Annotated in this window: 12 protein-coding genes; 7 read left to right on the top strand and 5 right to left on the bottom strand. The window is 36.7% G+C overall.

Annotated elements, in window-relative coordinates; translation table 11 throughout:
- Nucleotides 1-213 precede the first annotated feature (213 nt).
- From purB to EPA86_RS15975, 4 genes are all read right to left on the bottom strand, one after another.
- Nucleotides 214-1581 (bottom strand): adenylosuccinate lyase, encoded by a 1368-nt coding sequence (purB, locus tag EPA86_RS15990; RefSeq protein ID WP_140605387.1) that lies wholly within the window; start codon nucleotides 1579-1581, stop codon nucleotides 214-216.
- Between the two features lie 43 nt (nucleotides 1582-1624).
- On the bottom strand, nucleotides 1625-2248 hold the full coding sequence (gene hflD, locus EPA86_RS15985; RefSeq protein WP_140605385.1) for a high frequency lysogenization protein HflD: 624 nt from the start codon (nucleotides 2246-2248) through the stop codon (nucleotides 1625-1627).
- A 60-nt stretch (nucleotides 2249-2308) separates the two neighbouring features.
- Nucleotides 2309-3445 carry a tRNA 2-thiouridine(34) synthase MnmA gene (gene mnmA, locus EPA86_RS15980; RefSeq protein WP_140605383.1) on the bottom strand — a complete coding sequence of 379 codons (1137 nt, stop codon included), beginning with the start codon at nucleotides 3443-3445 and terminating at the stop codon, nucleotides 2309-2311.
- A gap of 88 nt (nucleotides 3446-3533) precedes the next feature.
- A complete protein-coding gene (locus EPA86_RS15975) occupies nucleotides 3534-4136 on the bottom strand; it encodes an rRNA large subunit pseudouridine synthase E (protein ID WP_140605381.1) in 603 nt (200 codons plus the stop codon).
- Nucleotides 4137-4312: 176 nt separating this feature from the next.
- On the opposite strand from EPA86_RS15975, the gene EPA86_RS15970 reads away from it, so the two are divergent.
- Both EPA86_RS15970 and icd read left to right on the top strand, forming a co-directional pair.
- Complete coding sequence (locus tag EPA86_RS15970) at nucleotides 4313-6544, top strand: NADP-dependent isocitrate dehydrogenase (protein WP_140605379.1); 2232 nt, start codon at nucleotides 4313-4315, stop codon at nucleotides 6542-6544.
- Nucleotides 6545-6852: 308 nt separating this feature from the next.
- Complete coding sequence (gene icd / locus EPA86_RS15965) at nucleotides 6853-8103, top strand: NADP-dependent isocitrate dehydrogenase (RefSeq protein ID WP_140605377.1); 1251 nt, start codon at nucleotides 6853-6855, stop codon at nucleotides 8101-8103.
- Between the two features lie 79 nt (nucleotides 8104-8182).
- Here the strand turns inward: icd and cspD are convergent, their stop codons facing one another.
- The gene (gene cspD, locus EPA86_RS15960; RefSeq protein ID WP_140605375.1) at nucleotides 8183-8401 is read right to left on the bottom strand and encodes a cold shock domain-containing protein CspD; all 219 of its coding nucleotides are present in this window, start codon (nucleotides 8399-8401) and stop codon (nucleotides 8183-8185) included.
- 245 nt (nucleotides 8402-8646) lie between these two features.
- Here cspD and clpS point away from each other — a divergent pair, with 245 nt between their 5' ends.
- The 5 genes from clpS to EPA86_RS15935 all read left to right on the top strand — a co-directional run bounded on the left by clpS (nucleotide 8647) and on the right by EPA86_RS15935 (nucleotide 17415).
- Nucleotides 8647-8967, top strand: a complete 321-nt coding sequence (clpS, locus tag EPA86_RS15955; RefSeq protein WP_140605373.1) for an ATP-dependent Clp protease adapter ClpS — start codon at nucleotides 8647-8649, stop codon at nucleotides 8965-8967.
- Nucleotides 8968-8987: 20 nt separating this feature from the next.
- A complete protein-coding gene (clpA, locus tag EPA86_RS15950; protein ID WP_140605371.1) occupies nucleotides 8988-11249 on the top strand; it encodes an ATP-dependent Clp protease ATP-binding subunit ClpA in 2262 nt (753 codons plus the stop codon).
- 188 nt (nucleotides 11250-11437) lie between these two features.
- A complete protein-coding gene (locus EPA86_RS15945) occupies nucleotides 11438-13021 on the top strand; it encodes an efflux transporter outer membrane subunit (RefSeq protein ID WP_140605369.1) in 1584 nt (527 codons plus the stop codon).
- 24 nt (nucleotides 13022-13045) lie between these two features.
- Nucleotides 13046-14317 (top strand): efflux RND transporter periplasmic adaptor subunit, encoded by a 1272-nt coding sequence (locus tag EPA86_RS15940; RefSeq protein WP_140605367.1) that lies wholly within the window; start codon nucleotides 13046-13048, stop codon nucleotides 14315-14317.
- Nucleotides 14314-17415: an efflux RND transporter permease subunit gene (locus EPA86_RS15935; RefSeq protein WP_140605365.1), complete on the top strand. Its 3102-nt coding sequence runs from the start codon at nucleotides 14314-14316 to the stop codon at nucleotides 17413-17415. The genes EPA86_RS15940 and EPA86_RS15935 overlap by 4 nt, the downstream gene beginning before the upstream one ends.
- Nucleotides 17416-17916 lie beyond the last annotated feature (501 nt).

Here is a 17916-nt window from a genome sequence, read left to right as displayed (position 1 = left end):
GCCATGAAATTAAATGTAGTTAATAATTTAAATGTGAGTGATTATTAATTACAAAGGTTAATTCAGACTAGTCAATAATGGATATAAATGCCAATAAAAAGTTTATAAATTAGGCTAAAGTCGTAGTGTAGCAAGGGTTTCAGGGGGGGAGGCACAAAAAAAGAAGGCAACTGCCTTCTTTTTTATTCAAAATTAAACTTTTGCAATTAACATTTATAATTCATCAATAAATGAAACAGCACGACCTATATACCCGCCAGGAGTTAATGCTTTTAATTCAGCTTTAGCTTGTTCTGGAAGCTCTAGATTATCAATGAATTCGCGCATAGAATCACCATCAACGCGCTTTCCTCTAGTCAAATCTTTAAGCTTTTCATATGGCTTTTCAATGCCGTAACGACGCATAACTGTTTGAACTGGTTCAGCAAGTACTTCCCAGTTGCTATCTAACTCAGCGGCTAAACTTTCTTCGTTTACTTGAAGTTTGCTAATACCTTTCAGTGTAGCTTGGTAAGCAATTAAGGCGTGACCAAAACCAACACCTAAGTTACGTAAAACTGTTGAGTCAGTTAAGTCACGTTGCCAGCGAGAAACGGGTAATTTTTGAGCAAGGTGGCTAAATAGCGCATTAGCAATACCTAAATTACCTTCAGAGTTTTCAAAATCAATAGGGTTAACTTTATGCGGCATTGTTGATGAACCAATTTCACCTGCAATAGTTTTTTGCTTAAAGTGACCTAGGGCAATATATCCCCAAACATCACGATCGAAGTCAATTAAAATGGTATTGAAACGAGCTACTGTGTCAAATAATTCTGCAATGTAGTCATGTGGCTCGATCTGGGTAGTAAATGCATTCCATGTTAAGCCTAATGAGTTAACAAACTCATTTGAAAACTCATGCCAGTTAACTTCTGGGTAGGCACTGATATGAGCATTGTAGTTACCTACAGCACCATTGATTTTACCTAATAATTCAATGTTAGCTATTTGCTCACGTTGACGTTGTAAACGAACATAAACGTTAGCCATTTCTTTACCTAATGTGCTAGGAGAAGCAGGCTGACCATGTGTACGACACATCATTGGAATTGATTTATATTCAACGGCTAGTGCTTTAATTTCTGCTAAAATTTCGTCAATAACAGGTAATAATACTTGCTCACGACATTCTTTTAACATTAAGCCGTGCGATAAATTGTTAATATCTTCTGAAGTACATGCAAAGTGAATAAACTCAGTAACGGCATTTAACTCAGCATTATCAGCAATTTTTTCCTTTAAGAAATATTCAACAGCTTTAACATCATGGTTAGTTGTTGCTTCAATGGTTTTAATGCGAAGAGCATCTTCTTCACTGAAGTTGCTGACAATAGCATCAAGTACTTGGTTCGCTTGTGCTGAAAAAGTTGGAACTTCATTAATTTGATCTGTATTAGCCAGTTTTTGTAACCAACGTACCTCTACGGTTACACGGTATTTAATAAGGCCAAATTCACTAAAGATTGGGCGTAATGCTTTAACTTTGCTACCGTATCTACCATCTACTGGTGATACTGCAGTTAATGCTGAAAGTTCCATAATTGATTCCTAATTGTTAATACAATAAATTTAAATAAATATTTTAATCTAACGAAGCTAAAAGTTGCTTCGCCAATTGAACTAATTTAGTTCGTGAAAACAAAATTGTTCGACGTTTTCCGCCGACTTGTCGCCACAATACAGCTGTTCTAATACCCGCAAGCAATAATGCTCTAATTCGGTATTGATTTGTTTTTTGCTTCAAGATATTAGGTTCACCCGTCACCTGTATTTTTGCGCCAAGGGGGCTAATGATATCGCTATAAATACTTGCAAAACTGGCAACAAGAGGGTCACTCGTTAGTTCATAGTGAGTTAATTGCCTTTTAGTGTCTTCAATTCGTTCAGATAATAAAGCGAGTTTTTTCGGTTGTTTAACTAACTTTCGTTCTAAATTCATTAGACTTATTAAGTAACGAGTAAACTCTGGATCTTTGACCTTATCGTTTTTATTATCGCCAAGGTGCTCGATTAATAAAATTAAACCGGCTCTAATTTTACTTAACTCACCACCATAAACCGCTAGCGTATTTTGTGGGGATGTTTCAACAATACTATTTAGTAACATCTCAAGCTCTGACTCATCGGCTTGACCTTTTCTTGATACCTGTTGAACTAGATTAGCAACTTGGCATAAAGCAGCTAACGTTATTATTTGATCTTTCATGTACGCTCTAAACTATATATAGAAAAATGGCTATAATGCCTTAATGACAATGTAAACTTTTTATCTCACTAAGGTATCGATGATACCACCACCTAGGCAGATATCATCTTGATAAAATACCACTGATTGTCCTGGTGTTACTGAACTTTGCGGCTCATCAAAATCGATGCGATATTCACCCTTATCATTGTCCAAAATAGGGGTTACCGTGCATGGTACATCGTCTTGGCGATATCGTGTTTTTACAGTGCAGTTAATCGCTTGTGTTAATTCAGTTCTGGTTACCCAATGCAATTGGTTAGCAATCAGTCCTTTTGAAAATAGCCTAGGGTGATTATGACCTTGACCTACAATTAACACGTTACGAAGTAAATCTTTTTCCACAACATACCAAGGTTCTTCACCAGCATTAGCTAAGCCACCAATACGAAGTCCCTTACGCTGACCAAGAGTGTGATACATTAAACCATCATGTTGACCTATTGCTTCACCTTCTGCTGATTCAATAACGCCAGGCTGCGCCGGTAAATATTGTGCTAAGAAATCTTTGAATTTTCGTTCGCCAATAAAGCAAATACCTGTACTATCTTTTTTATTGTGAGTAATTAATCCTGCTTGCTCTGCAATAGCACGAACTTCTGGCTTTTCAATATGCCCCACAGGAAAAAGCGTGTGGGCGAGTTGATCTTCATTTAGGGTATATAAGAAATAGCTTTGGTCTTTGTTGTTATCGTTACCGCGAACCATAACCCACTTATTATCTCTAAAGGCTCGTTGAACGTAATGGCCAGTAGCAATATAGTCTGCTTGCAAATCTTCACAAGCAAACTCTAGAAACGCTTTAAATTTAATTTCTTTGTTACACATAATATCAGGATTAGGTGTTCTACCTGCTTTGTATTCTGCTAAAAAGTATTCAAAGACATTATCCCAATATTCTGTGGCAAAATTAATTGTGTGTAACTTTATGCCTAACTTTTCACAAATTGCTTGTGCATCTTTTAGATCTTCTGCGGCAGCACAATATTCATCCGTGTCATCTTCTTCCCAGTTTTTCATGAACAATCCTTCAACTTGATAACCTTGTTGTTGAAGAAGATAAGCCGAAACAGATGAATCTACGCCACCTGACATACCGACGATTACTTTGGTTTCTTCAGGTGTTTTTACTGAATGGCTTGAACTGATTTGAGACATATAAATACTTAAAAAATTAGTGCAATATAAAAAGGCGCAAAATTATAACACGTCAATAACCTTGATTAAATAGTTGCTAAGGTTTGTATTATTCTATTACTTTATAAGCGCCATTTTTTATATTGTTAATGGTCCAATTTCCTATGCTATATCTGATTAATCTGAGGGTAGGGTAGCCAATATGAGCTGTCATTCGTCTTACTTGCCTATTTTTGCCTTCAGATATCGTTATTTCTAGCCATGATGTTGGAATCGATGCGCGTTCTCTAATAGGAGGGGTTCTTGGCCAAACATCGGGCTCTTCAATGAGTTTTATTTTGGCCGGCTGTGTCAAGCCATCTTTTAATTCAACTCCTTGCCTTAACTGAGCTAAATCTTTGTCTGTGGGAATTCCTTCAACTTGTGCCCAGTATGTTTTCTCAGTTTTCTTTTTAGGGTTAGCTATTTGATGTTGAAGTTTTCCATCATTGGTTAATAAAAGAAGACCTTCACTGTCTCTATCTAATCTACCTGCAGCATATACACCTTGAATTTCAATGTAATCTTTTAATGTTGCTCGGTTATTTTCATCGGTAAATTGGCATAAAACATCAAAAGGTTTATTAAATAGTACAATTTTTCTATTTTCTGCGACTGGTCGTACCTTCTTGTGGTGGTATGATTTTCCTTTGTTATAGCGATTGTTGTGCATCTTTATTGCCATTTTTATCGTTAAAAAACTATTAGCTAGTGGTCATGGGTATATAAATTAGAGTCAAAATACTATATTATGCGCGCAAAATATTTTTCTGTCCGATATGAATTATAATTCTAACTTTTTGAATTAATATTCATCTCTGCATTTGGCAAATTTAAATAGGAAACTCAATGAGCACTGATAACTCTAAAATCATATATACTATTACCGATGAAGCGCCAGCACTAGCAACATATTCTTTATTACCAATTATTCAGGCTTATACAGCCTCATCTGGTATCAATGTTGAAACGCGTGATATTTCATTAGCAGGTCGTGTGTTAGCTAATTTTCCTAAATATTTAACGAAAGAGCAACGTATTGATGATGCATTAGCTGAATTAGGTGAATTAGCAAAAACACCTGAAGCAAATATTATTAAATTACCAAACATTTCTGCTTCTATCCCACAACTACAAGCAACAATTAAAGAGTTACAAGCCAAAGGGTACGATTTACCTGATTATCCTGCAGAGCCTCAAAACGAAGCAGAAGAGTCAATAAAGTTAACTTATGCAAAAGTATTAGGTTCAGCAGTAAACCCAGTTTTACGTGAGGGTAACTCTGATCGTCGTGCACCTGGTTCTGTTAAACAATACGCACGCAATAACCCGCACTCAATGGGAGCATGGTCTAAAGAATCTAAATCTCATGTCGCTCACATGGCATCTGGTGATTTTTACGGTAGTGAAAAGTCAGTAACGATAAATAGTGCGACAAATGTAAGCATAGAGTTCGTGGCTGAAAATGGTGATGTTAGCGTATTAAAGTCAAAACTAGCGTTATTAGACAAAGAAATTATTGATGCGTCAGTAATGAGCAAAAAAGCATTAGTTGAGTTCTTTGAAACGGAAACCAAAAAAGCTAAAGAAGAAGATGTTTTACTTTCATTACACCTTAAAGCGACCATGATGAAAGTTTCTGACCCAATTATGTTTGGTCATGCTGTTAAAGTTTTCTATAAAGAAGTGTTTGAAAAACATGCTGAGACTTTTGAACAATTAGGTGTTGATGCTAATAATGGTATTGGTGATGTATACGCGAAAATTGCTCGTTTACCAGCAGAGAAAAAAGCAGAAATTGAAGCTGATTTACAAGCTATCTACGCAGAACGCCCAGAATTAGCAATGGTTGATTCAGACAAAGGTATTACTAACTTGCATGTACCAAGTGACGTTATTATTGATGCGTCTATGCCTGCGGCACTTCGCGCATCTGGCCAAATGTGGGGACCAGACGGTAAGCAAAAAGATACGAAATTCATGATCCCTGATCGCAACTATGCTGGAGTATTCTCTGCGGTAGTTGATTTCTGTCGTGAAAATGGTGCTTTTAACCCAACGACGATGGGCACAGTGCCTAATGTAGGTTTAATGGCTCAAAAAGCTGAAGAATATGGCTCTCATGATAAAACGTTTACCATGCAAGGTAATGGTGTAGTACGTGTAGTAAATGATAATGGTGACGTGCTTATTGAACAAAATGTTGCTCAAGGTGATATTTTCAGAATGTGTCAGGTTAAGGATGCACCAATTCAAGATTGGGTGAAGCTTGCAGTAACTAGAGCTAAAGCATCGAATACACCAGCAGTTTTTTGGTTAGATGAAAACCGAGCACACGATGCACAAATGATTAAGAAAGTGAATACCTATTTAGCTGATCATGATACAGCTGGCTTAGAACTTCAGATTCTTGCACCAGTTAAAGCATGTGAATTTACTTTAGCACGCTGTGCTAATGGTGAAGACACTATATCAGTTACAGGTAACGTGTTACGTGATTACTTAACTGATTTATTCCCTATCCTTGAATTGGGTACTTCAGCGAAGATGCTTTCGATTGTTCCATTAATGAATGGCGGCGGTTTATTTGAAACTGGTGCTGGTGGCTCTGCTCCTAAACATGTACAACAGTTTGAAAAAGAAAATCACCTTCGTTGGGATTCTTTAGGTGAGTTTTTAGCGCTTGCAGCGTCGTTAGAGCATGTAGCGGTAAGTTCTGACAATGCAAAAGCTCAAGTACTTGCTGATACTCTTGATGCTGCAACAGGTAAATTCTTAGACGAAAATAAATCTCCTTCGCGTAAAGTAAACGAGTTAGACAACCGTGGTAGTCACTTCTACTTAGGTATGTACTGGGCACAAGCTCTTGCAGAACAAAGTAAAGATGCTGAGTTAAAAGCTGCATTTACAAGTGTTGCACAAGCTTTAACTAAGCAAGAAGAAAAAATTGTTAAGGAACTTAATGATGCTCAAGGTGTAGCAATGGATATTAATGGTTATTATTTTGCTGACCCTAAATTAGCTGAAAAAGCTATGCGCCCAAGTGAAACATTAAATACTATTTTATCTGCTTTACTTTAATCTAAATGTGTAATCCTGTTTAATAACACATTTAGAAGCTAAATTTCTGAAAGGCTAAGTTAACTACTTAGCCTTTTTTTATATCTCAAGAAAATATTCAAAGTGGGCTCTTCCTTATTAGACTTTAGTCTAGCGACTAATATTCATTTTCAAAATAATCACTATCACTTCTTGGTTATTAGTCTAGCCAACAAATTTACTTTAACGTATCCCTACGTAGTGATTTTTCACTATTAAGCTTTTATGCTTCAGCACTTTATCTTAATAAAGTGATAACAATGGTAAGATTTCTTTTAGGAGAATGCTTTATGACAAGTCAAATCACAATTCCTAGTTCAGGTGAAAAAATTACGACAATAAATGGTAAATTGTCTGTTCCTAACAACCCTATCATTCCGTTTATTGAAGGAGATGGTATTGGTATTGATGTTACACCTCCTATGATTAAAGTTGTCGATGCGGCAGTTAATAAAGCTTATGGTGGAGATAAAAAGATTTCATGGATGGAAGTTTATGCCGGTGAAAAAGCGACCCAACTGTATGACTCTGAAACTTGGCTACCTGAAGAGACATTGGCTATGTTTAAGAAGTATAAAGTGGGTATAAAAGGCCCTTTAACTACACCTGTAGGTGGTGGCATGCGTTCTTTGAATGTAGCACTTAGACAAATTTTAGATTTATATGTGTGTCAGCGACCTGTGCAATGGTTTACTGGAGTACCGAGCCCAGTTAAAAAACCATGTGAAGTAGACATGGTGATCTTTAGAGAGAACACAGAAGATATATATGCCGGCATTGAATACAAAGGTGGTAGTGATGATGCCAAAAAATTATTGAATTTCCTACAAGAAGAAATGGGTGTAACAAAAATTCGTTTTACCGAAGATTGTGGCATTGGTATTAAGCCTGTTTCTAAAGAAGGAACACAAAGATTAGTAAGACAAGCCATTCAATATGCTATTGATAATGATCGTGACTCTGTAACTTTAGTACATAAGGGTAATATCATGAAGTTTACGGAAGGGGCGTTCAAAGATTGGGGCTATGAATTAGCTAAAGATGAGTTTGGTGCTCAAGAAATTAATGGTGGCCCTTGGTGCTCGTTTAATAACCCTAATACAGGTAAAGAAATTATCATCAAAGATGTTATTGCTGATGCTATGTTACAGCAAATTTTATTAAGACCTGCTGAATACAGCGTTATTGCAACTTTAAATTTAAATGGTGATTACCTATCTGATGCACTTGCTGCACAAGTGGGTGGTATTGGTATCGCTCCAGGCGCTAATTTAAGTGATGAAGTTGCTATTTTTGAGGCTACTCACGGTACTGCACCTAAATATGCAGGGAAGAATAAAGTTAACCCAGGATCTGTTATTTTATCTGCAGAAATGATGTTAAGGCATATGGGCTGGACTGATGCTGCCGATCTATTGCTAAAAGGCATGTCTGGCGCCATAGGTGCTAAAACAGTTACTTATGATTTTGAACGCTTAATGGATGGTGCGACATTAGTGACATGTTCAGAATTTGGTGACTGCATTATTGAACACATGTAATTTGATATATTTGGTCGTAAAATGAAAAAACACAGCAATTGCTGTGTTTTTCTTTGCTTAATTTTTAAGTTATACCCAACTATTCAATATCATCAATAATTGGTTTAATACTCGCTGCGTGGTGACCTTTAGGTCCTTCATTTAACTCGTAGTTAACATCCTGTCCAGCTTTTAATGTGCGGTATCCATCCATTTCAATTGTGGAGTAATGTGCAAAGATATCTTCACCACCACTCTCTGGACGTATAAAACCAAACCCCTTTGCATTATTAAACCATTTAACTGTACCGTGAGCCATACATCTACTTCCTTCTATATCCATCAGTTCTGAATTATGTTTAACTTAACCTATTCGCCAAAAAAGGCAGAAACTAAGCTATTGCATTTACACAAGCAATTGAGAGGCTAAAAATTAGCCACTTATAGAATCGTAGATAATTTCCTGAATTAGTCAAGTTAAAAAGGCAGAAATTTACGATTTTTTTATGCTTTAATAACAGAAAAGTTACAGCAAAAGTGATAACAAGAGTCTAAGATAAAGATATGAGTAACTGGAAAGAGTTCTTTGATAGTGATACTGCTGTTGAAGATGAAGTAGAAAAGCAAATAAGAGAGCCGGCTAAATACCATGTTTTCTTATTAAATGATGATTACACACCAATGGATTTTGTTGTAGAAGTGTTAAGGAAATTTTTTAATAAAAATGCTGAACAAGCAACTGAGATAATGTTAACCGTTCATTATAAAGGTAAGGGCCTTTGTGGCACATTTACTGCAGATATTGCAGAAACCAAAGTAGATCATGTTGTCCGTTTTGCTTTTGAACATGAGCACCCTCTTAAGTGCGTAGTTGAAAAAGCATAACATAGTTAATTGGAGTACCTATGCTTAACAAAGACCTAGAAATATCATTAAACTTAGCCTTTCGCCAAGCTAAAGAGTCACGCCACGAGTTTATGACGGTTGAACATTTATTATTGGCTCTTTTAGATAATCCCTCAGCGATAGAAGCACTCGGTGCATGTGGGGCGGATTTAACTCAATTACGAAAGAACTTATTAGAGTTTATTAATGAAACAACGCCAATGATTCCCGCTGGTGAAGAAGAAAGAGAAACTCAACCCACACTTGGTTTTCAACGAGTACTTCAAAGAGCCGTTTTTCACGTACAATCATCAGGTAAGAATGAAGTTAGTGGTTCAAATGTACTTGTGGCTATATTTAGTGAACAAGAATCACAAGCGGCATATATTCTTAAAAAGGCAGATATTAGCCGCTTAGATATTGTTAATTACATTTCTCATGGCATTGCTAAAGTTGATGGCCATGATTCACCAAGTCATGTAGGTGAAAACGAGCAACCTGTTGAAGAAGAGCCTAGAACTATTGAAAATTTTGCCGTTAATTTAAACGAAGAAGCTCTGAAAGGTAATATTGACCCGTTAATTGGTCGTGATGATGAACTTGAACGCACTTTACAAGTGTTAAGTCGTCGTCGTAAAAACAACCCGTTATTTGTCGGTGAAGCGGGCGTAGGTAAAACAGCTATTGCAGAAGGACTTGCCAACTTAATTGTTAATGAACAAGTCCCTGACTTCTTAAGTGACGCTACTATTTATTCATTAGACATGGGCGCATTATTAGCCGGTACAAAATACCGTGGTGACTTTGAAAAACGTTTCAAGGCTTTATTAAAAGAGCTTGAAAATGATGTAAATGCGGTACTGTTTATTGATGAAATACATACCATCATTGGTGCAGGTGCTGCTTCAGGTGGCATGATGGACGCATCAAACCTAATCAAGCCGCTATTGTCTGCTGGAAAATTACGTTGTTTAGGTTCAACGACCTATCAAGAATATCAAAGTATATTTGAAAAAGATCGCGCTCTGGCAAGGCGATTCCAAAAAATAGATATTGCTGAGCCAAGTATTGCTGATACCACTAAAATCTTACAAGGTTTGAAAGATAAATATGAATCCCATCATGGCATCCGCTATACCAATAAAGCTTTGCATGCGGCAGCTCAATTATCAGCAAAATATATTAATGAACGATTTTTACCAGATAAAGCCATAGATGTTATTGATGAAGCCGGAGCTAAGCAGCAACTAGTTGCGCCAAGTAAGCGCAAAAAAGTTATCAATAATAACGATATTGAAACCATTGTGGCAAAAATGGCGCGTGTTCCAGAGAAATCAGTATCACTTACAGAAAAAGATAGTTTGAAAAATTTAGACCGTAACTTGAAATTGGTAGTTTTTGGTCAAGATAAAGCTATTGATGAGTTAAGCTCTGTTATCAGGTTGTCACGGGCTGGTCTTGGTAATGATGAAAAACCTGTCGGTTCGTTTTTATTTGCAGGGCCTACAGGTGTGGGTAAAACAGAAATTACTCAACAGTTAGCTAAAATCTTAGGCGTCGAATTACTAAGATATGATATGTCTGAGTATATGGAAAAACATGCTGTTAGTCGTTTAATTGGTGCGCCTCCTGGTTATGTTGGTTATGAACAAGGTGGTTTACTAACTGATGCGGTATTAAAGCATCCTCATGCTGTAGTTTTATTAGATGAAATAGAAAAAGCTCATGAAGACGTATATAACATTTTATTGCAAGTCATGGATCATGGTACATTAACTGATAATAATGGTCGTAAGGCTGACTTTAGAAATATCATTTTAGTATTAACCACTAATGCTGGTGTTCAAGAAACAGTCAGACAGTCTATTGGCTTTCAACAACAAGATCACAGTCTTGATGCATTAAGCGAGATTAATAAAGTCTTTTCACCAGAATTTAGAAATCGTTTAGATAATATTGTTTGGTTTGACCATTTATCAACGGACGTTATTTTGCAAGTAGTTGATAAATTCATTGTGGAACTTCAAGCACAACTTGATGAAAAAGGTGTTTCATTAGAATTAACAAAAGGTGCGAAGGCTTGGTTAGCTGAAAAAGGCTATGATAAAGCAATGGGCGCAAGGCCAATGAGTAGATTGATTCAAGAGCAGCTTAAGAAAGAGTTAGCTAATGAGTTATTATTTGGCGAACTAACCCATGGCGGTATTGCGAAAGTCACCGTGAAAAAGGATAAGTTGGTTATTAATTTTGAGAGTAAGCAAGAGTTAGTGACTTCTAAGTAACCACTAAATATGTTTATAAAAACCTAGCGTTAGCTAGGTTTTTTTATGCCTGAAGGTTAACAAATTTAAACATTGCACAGTGCTGCACCGTGATATTTACGTGCTACATTTTATCTATTAACCATTATTTCTGTTTAAATTAATCAATTGGCGAGTGTAAACTTTTGTAAAGTCCTTTGTGAGTCGCAATGGCTTTATTTATTATGCTGGTCTTAGATTATTATCAATTAATTAATCATAGAAGTATCTGCATGATAAATAATAACTATGTTTTAAATCCATGGGATAAAAAATTTTTCAAGCCCATGTTATCTCCTTTATTTTTAGCTTGCTTAACCTTTGGCTGTGCAACCGACTCAGCTATTAGCGATAAAACTAGGAACTTACAAAGCCCAACTACGTGGCAGTCTCAAACTCAACCTGGCCATGATGTTGATTCCAGTGTTATAAGCAGCCATTCTCAAGAAGAAGTAGCTAATAACGACTTTGCTCAATTAGATGGTTGGTTAAGTAGCCTGAACGATCCTTTGTTAAGCTCAATGGTCCATTATGCATTAGAAAACAATTATCAATTAAAAGCACAATTGTCATCTATGGCTATTGCTCAACAAAAGTTAAATGTATCTGGTGCATCTGACTTACCTGAACTGTCATTAGCCATGACTAGCAGTCGAAATAAAAGAGTGAATAATTCTGTTGATAGTTATCAAACCAATAACGAACTAGGTTTACAGTTAAGTTATGAGGTTGATTTATGGGGTAAGTTATCAGATGAGCAACTACAAGATAGGCTAAACTTTGCAGCGGCTCAATCTACTTACGAGGGTAGCAAGATTAATTTGGTCGCTGAAATAGCGAGAAGTTGGTTTAACCTTGTTGAAGCCTCTCAACTATTAACTCTTTATCAAAACCGAGCAAACAACCTACAACACAACCTTTCCACCATACAAGCTTCATATCGTTTAGGTTTAAGCCAAGCGTTAGACGTTTATCTTACGCAAAATGATGTCAACCGAGAGTTTGCACGTGTTGCCGATCAAAAGCAGGTTGTATTAAGAGCAAGTAGGCAATTAGAGTTACTTATGGGGGATTACCCAAGTGCTAAATTATCAACGGATAAAACTTTACCTGTAATCACCGATGATATTCCGACCGGCTTACCGGGTGAATTATTAGCAAGAAGAACTGATATAAGAGCAACCTGGTATGAGTTACTTGCTTTAGATGCAGGGTTAGCCGTAGCCCATAAAGCAAAATTTCCTCGAATATCATTAAATGCTAATACAGGCACAAGTTCTGATGAATTATCGAGTTTACTTGATGTAGATGCATTGGCTTGGTCGTTAATTGGCAATATTACGATACCATTATTTAATGCGGGCAAGTTGGATGCTCTAGAAGAGCAAGCTCGATTACGGGTTGTGCAAAAAGAACAAGAGTATTTACACGAGGTATACCAAGCTTTTGCTAATGTGGAAGAACAAATAAGTAATAGAAGTGCATTAAAGGAACAATTTTCACATTATCGTTTAGCGAAAGATAATGCGATTGCAGCTGAAAATTTATCGTTTAATCAATACTTAAAGGGACTTGTTAGTTATACCACAGTACTTGAATCTCAACGAAGAGCTTTTGATGCCCAAACGACATTAATTCAGCTAACCAATCAGTTACTTCAAAATAGAATAGGGGTTTATGTTGCATTAGGAGGTAATTTTAATGCCTCAGATACTCCAGTATCACAAGATATTGCTGCAAAACCTCAATACTAATATCAACTTATTAAAGTGAAGAATATGAATTCATTAACAAAAAAACTTTTACCTCTCGTTGTATTGGTTGGCTTTATTCTAGTCGCTTATACGGTCACTAGTTTCCCTCCTAGTGCCAAAAAAGCAAGAACGACTAATAAACCTCAACTTATGGTTGATGTACAAACACTATCATTACGTGATTTAACGTTAGAGCTTTCCAGTTATGGTACTGTAAAACCACGAACACAGAGCATGCTATTGCCACAAGTTTCTGGTCAAATTATGGCGATCAGTCCAAATTTTCAGGAAGGAAGTTTCTTTAAAAAGGGCGAGGTGTTAGTCGAAATAGATAATCGAGATTATCAAGTTGAAATAAAGATAGCCCAAGCGACATTATTTACTGCAAAACAAGCGTTAAGTGAAGAGAGAGCAAGGGTTGAACAGGCTCTACAAGACTGGAAACGACTTGGTAATGAAGAACAAGCACCTGATCTGGTATTAAGAAAACCGCAACTTTTAGCAGCACAAGCAAATGTATTATCTGCAGAAGCAAAGTTATCTAAAGCTGAATTAGCATTAGAAAGAACGCGAATTAAAGCGCCTTATGACGGACGGATACTTAATAAATTTGTTGACTTAGGGCAAGTGATTTCGATGGGCAATCAACTGGCTGAAATATATGCGACTGATTATGTTGAAATAAGATTACCCCTTAAAAACATTGACTTACCTTATATCGATTTGCCTGAAAATGACTTGAATAATAAGCTAATAAATAAAACATATCCGCAGGTTTCAATTTTTTCAGAAATATCAATAAAGCAAGAATGGCTTGGGCATATTGTCAGAACCGAGGGTGCATTTGATCAAAACTCGCAACAGCTTTATGTTGTCGCTCAAGTTGATGATCCTTATGGCATATCGCCTCGAAATAATATGCCAATTAAAATTGGTCAATATGTTAGTGCGAGTATTAAAGGACGTACTTTAAATAATGTACTCGCTATTCCTAACAGTGCTATTTATCAAGGTAGCTATGTTTACTTAGTTAAGGATAACCGTTTAATTCGAAAAGAGCTGGTTATTGCATGGCAAAATGAAGAGCTATCACTGATAAGCAGCGGCTTGAGTGAAAATGATTTATTAGTGCTAACACCGTTAGGGCAAGTGACATCGGGTACTTTAGTCACCATATCTTCTGTGGATGGTGTTACTCGTAACAAAGCAAGTTCAGCAAACAGCAATGCAGAGAAAAAGGGTAAAGGAGAGTTTAAAAATAAAGGTAAGCATAAAGTTAACGGAGAATCAAAATGATCGCTTGGTTTGCTAGAAATCATGTCGCTGCGAATTTATTGATGATCACCATCTTATTGCTTGGTGTCATGTCTTTGAAAACTCGTATTCCGTTAGAAGTGTTTCCTGCCTTTGAATCAGATGTGATTAGCGTTAGTGTAAGCTTACGTGGTGCGACACCTGAAGATGTTGAACAAGGAATTGCAATTCGTATTGAAGAAGCGGTACAAGATTTAGAAGGTATCGAAAAAATTACCAGTAAATCAGTAGAAGGCTCTGCTTCTGTCGCCATAGAAACAGAATCTGGCTTTGATGCAAGAGAGTTACTATCAGATATAAAAAGTAGAGTTGATGCAATAAATACCTTTCCTGTTGATGCTGAAAACCCAATCATTGCGTTACAACAACGAAAGCGCGATGTCATGGCAGTGACGGTATCGTCAATTTACTCGGAAAAAGAAGTCAAAGAATTTGCCGAACAAGTTAGAGATGATTTATTACGCTTACCGCAAGTTACACAAGTTTCTTTAGATGCCGTTCGTGATTATGAAATCAGTATTGATGTTAAGCAGCATAAGCTTAGAGAATTTAATTTAACACTATCTGAGATCGCCAGTGCTATTAATGCAAGCTCTGTGGATATGTCAGCAGGTAATATTCGTTCAGAGGGCGGAGATGTGCTTGTCCGAACTAAAGGTCAGGCTTATCGAAAGGATGAATTTGATAATATTGTAATTAAAACTCACCCTGATGGCAGTATTATTAAACTAAAAGATATTGCTATTTTGACGGATGGATTTGAAGAAAACCCACTAAGAGCTCGCTTTAATGGACAACAAGCCGCATTAATTGAAGTCTTTAGAATTGGCAATCAAAGTGCAATAGAAGTTGCCGATGCTGTGAAAGCTTATATTAAAGAGCGTCAAGATGATTTACCTGAAGGATTTATTTTAAGTTATTGGGATGATGACTCACAAGTGGTAAAAGCACGTTTAAACACTTTGATATCGAATGCTTTACAAGGCGGTTTTTTAGTTTTGCTGCTATTAACCTTATTCCTTAGGCCGTCCATTGCATTCTGGGTTTCTATTGGTATTCCTATTAGTTTTATGGGCGCATTTATTATCATGCCGTTCTTCGGTATATCTTTAAATATCATGAGCTTATTTGGCTTTATCTTAGTGCTTGGTATTGTTGTTGATGATGCTATTGTCACGGGAGAGAATGTTTATCGTCACCTTGGTACATCAGAATCTGGTATTGATGCCGCTATCAAAGGCACACAAGAGGTGGCAACGCCTGTTACTTTTGGTATTTTAACTACAGTTGCTGCTTTTTTACCTTTAGGTTTTATCGAGGGACAACGCGGGGCTATGTTTGCTCAAATCCCTGTTATTGTTATTCCTGTGTTACTTTTTTCATTAATTGAATCAAAGTTTGTACTACCATCTCATCTTAAACACTTAAAGTTACGAAAAGAAAAAGTTAGTCAATCTAGGTTTTCTCAATGGCAACAAGGTTTTGCTGATGGCTTTGAAAATATTATTCTTAAGTATTACCAGCCTATTTTAACGAGAGCAGTAGAGTATCGTTTATTAACGTTGTCAATCTTTGTGGGGGTGTTCATACTTATCTTATCTTTCATTTCGAGTGGTTGGATGAAATTTACTTTCTTTCCCCGTATACCTAGTGAAACAGTTAGAGCAAGTTTAACTATGCCCGTAGGTAGTAGTTACGATGTGGTTGACTCTTATATTGTTAAAATGTCTGATGCAGCTCACGCATTACAGAAGAAATATAAAAATGGTGAAGACGAAAGTCTAATATTAAATATTTTAGCCATTACAGGTGGCCGAAGAGGCAGCAATACTGGTCAAGTTAGGTTTGAAATTCAACCCGCAGAGAAAAATATTAGTGGGATCAGTTCAAGTCAAATAGTTCGTGAATGGCGTAATGCTATTGGTCCACTTCCTGGTGCCGAGAGTGTTACTTTTAGGGCTGAATTTGGTCGTGGTGGTGATCCATTTGATGTGCAACTTGCATCAACCGATCTTAATGCATTGAAACAAGCTGCAGAAGAAGTAAAACAGAAGATTGCTACCTATCCAACAAGCTTTGAAATTGCCGACAGTTTATCTGATGGTAAAGAAGAGTTGCAAATTGAATTGACCGAACAAGGTCATGCCATGGGCTTAACAAGAGTGGGTTTAGTGAGGCAAGTAAGGGATGCCTTTTTTGGGGCTGAAGTCCAGCGAATACAAAGGGGAAGGGATGATGTTAGAGTTATGCTTCGTTTTCCTCTCGAAGAGCGACTATCTGTTGCTAATTTAACCGACATGTTGGTTGATACACCCAGTGGTAATCAGGTCCCTTTATCGCATGTTGCTCAGTTACAGCCTGGGAAAAGCCCAACAGAAATTAGGCGTATTGATAGGTATCGTACGGTGAATATCACGGCTGATATTGATAAAGAAAAAAGCAATATGTTAATTATAAATAATGATCTCGAAGATTTTCTATCTCAGTTGATGATTAAATACCCTGGTATGAGTTATAGCTTAGAAGGGGAAGCGAGAGAGCAAGCTGAATCTTTTGATAGCTTATTTATAGGTTTAATCTTTGTCTTTTTTATAATTTACTGTTTACTGGCCATACCTTTCAAATCATATAGTCAGCCGATAATAGTGATGTCAGTGATTCCTTTTGGTGCTATCGGCGCTGTTATAGGACACTGGATTATGGGTATGAACCTTACCATTATGAGTTTGTTAGGTTTGATGGCTTTAATTGGAGTTGTTGTTAATGATAGCTTAGTCCTTGTTGATTTTATTAATAAGAAAAGGTTAGCAGGCAGTAAGTTGATTTCAGCAGTGATCACCGCAGGACAGGCTAGGTTTAGGCCTGTGATGTTAACATCGTTAACCACCTTTATCGGTTTAATGCCATTACTGTTTGAAAAGGAAACACAAGCTCAGTTTTTAATTCCTATGGCTGTATCTTTAGGCTTTGGGATTATTTTTGCGACGTTTATAACATTATTATTGGTACCGATAAATTACATGTTAGTCGAAGATGTTAAAAAGTTGTTTAATATTAAAGCTTATGCAGCCAGCCCATGAATCATAAGTGATTAGCTTGTTAATTTTAGAAACTGCCTTAGGGCAGTTTTTTTATGCCTATAGGTTTTAAAAGTTGTGGTTTGAAAAAATACAGGTTTATATTCACATTAAATGTAGCTCCCAAAACTGGGCTTGAACCAGTGACACATGCTGTTATTAAGAGAGTACAGTCCATCGCTCTTCTAACTGAGCTATTGCGAGAACTTATGCATTTATACTGACTTAGTATAAAGTGTTCATGAAGATGAAATTGTAGAAAGGTAAATTGCAGGCGAAAAAAAAACTGCTAGAAGCAGGTTTATTTTCACATTAAATGTGGCTCCCCAAACTGGGCTTGAGAACCAATCAGTGACACATGCTGTTATTAAGAGAGTACAGTCCATCGCTCTTCTAACTGAGCTATTACGAGAACTTTGCACTTATACTGGCTTTGTATGAAGTGTTTATGAAGATGAAATAGTAGAAAGGTAAATTGCAGGTGAAAAAAAAACTGCTAGAAGT

The organism is Litorilituus lipolyticus (assembly GCF_006439335.1).
Classification (GTDB): Bacteria; Pseudomonadota; Gammaproteobacteria; order Enterobacterales; family Alteromonadaceae; genus Colwellia; species Colwellia lipolytica.
The sequence above is the reverse complement of the archived record's forward strand: the minus strand, read 5'-3'. Positions and strand labels throughout refer to the sequence as shown.

Bases quoted from the DNA above. Each gene is read 5' to 3' on its own strand.
- purB (WP_140605387.1), bottom strand. From the start codon at position 1,581: ATGGAACTTTCAGCATTAACTGCAGTATCACCAGTAGATGGTAGATAC.
- hflD (WP_140605385.1), bottom strand. From the start codon at position 2,248: ATGAAAGATCAAATAATAACGTTAGCTGCTTTATGCCAAGTTGCTAAT.
- mnmA (WP_140605383.1), bottom strand. From the start codon at position 3,445: ATGTCTCAAATCAGTTCAAGCCATTCAGTAAAAACACCTGAAGAAACC.
- EPA86_RS15975 (WP_140605381.1), bottom strand. From the start codon at position 4,136: ATGCACAACAATCGCTATAACAAAGGAAAATCATACCACCACAAGAAG.
- EPA86_RS15970 (WP_140605379.1), top strand. From the start codon at position 4,313: ATGAGCACTGATAACTCTAAAATCATATATACTATTACCGATGAAGCG.
- icd (WP_140605377.1), top strand. From the start codon at position 6,853: ATGACAAGTCAAATCACAATTCCTAGTTCAGGTGAAAAAATTACGACA.
- cspD (WP_140605375.1), bottom strand. From the start codon at position 8,401: ATGGCTCACGGTACAGTTAAATGGTTTAATAATGCAAAGGGGTTTGGT.
- clpS (WP_140605373.1), top strand. From the start codon at position 8,647: ATGAGTAACTGGAAAGAGTTCTTTGATAGTGATACTGCTGTTGAAGAT.
- clpA (WP_140605371.1), top strand. From the start codon at position 8,988: ATGCTTAACAAAGACCTAGAAATATCATTAAACTTAGCCTTTCGCCAA.
- EPA86_RS15945 (WP_140605369.1), top strand. From the start codon at position 11,438: ATGGCTTTATTTATTATGCTGGTCTTAGATTATTATCAATTAATTAAT.
- EPA86_RS15940 (WP_140605367.1), top strand. From the start codon at position 13,046: ATGAATTCATTAACAAAAAAACTTTTACCTCTCGTTGTATTGGTTGGC.
- EPA86_RS15935 (WP_140605365.1), top strand. From the start codon at position 14,314: ATGATCGCTTGGTTTGCTAGAAATCATGTCGCTGCGAATTTATTGATG.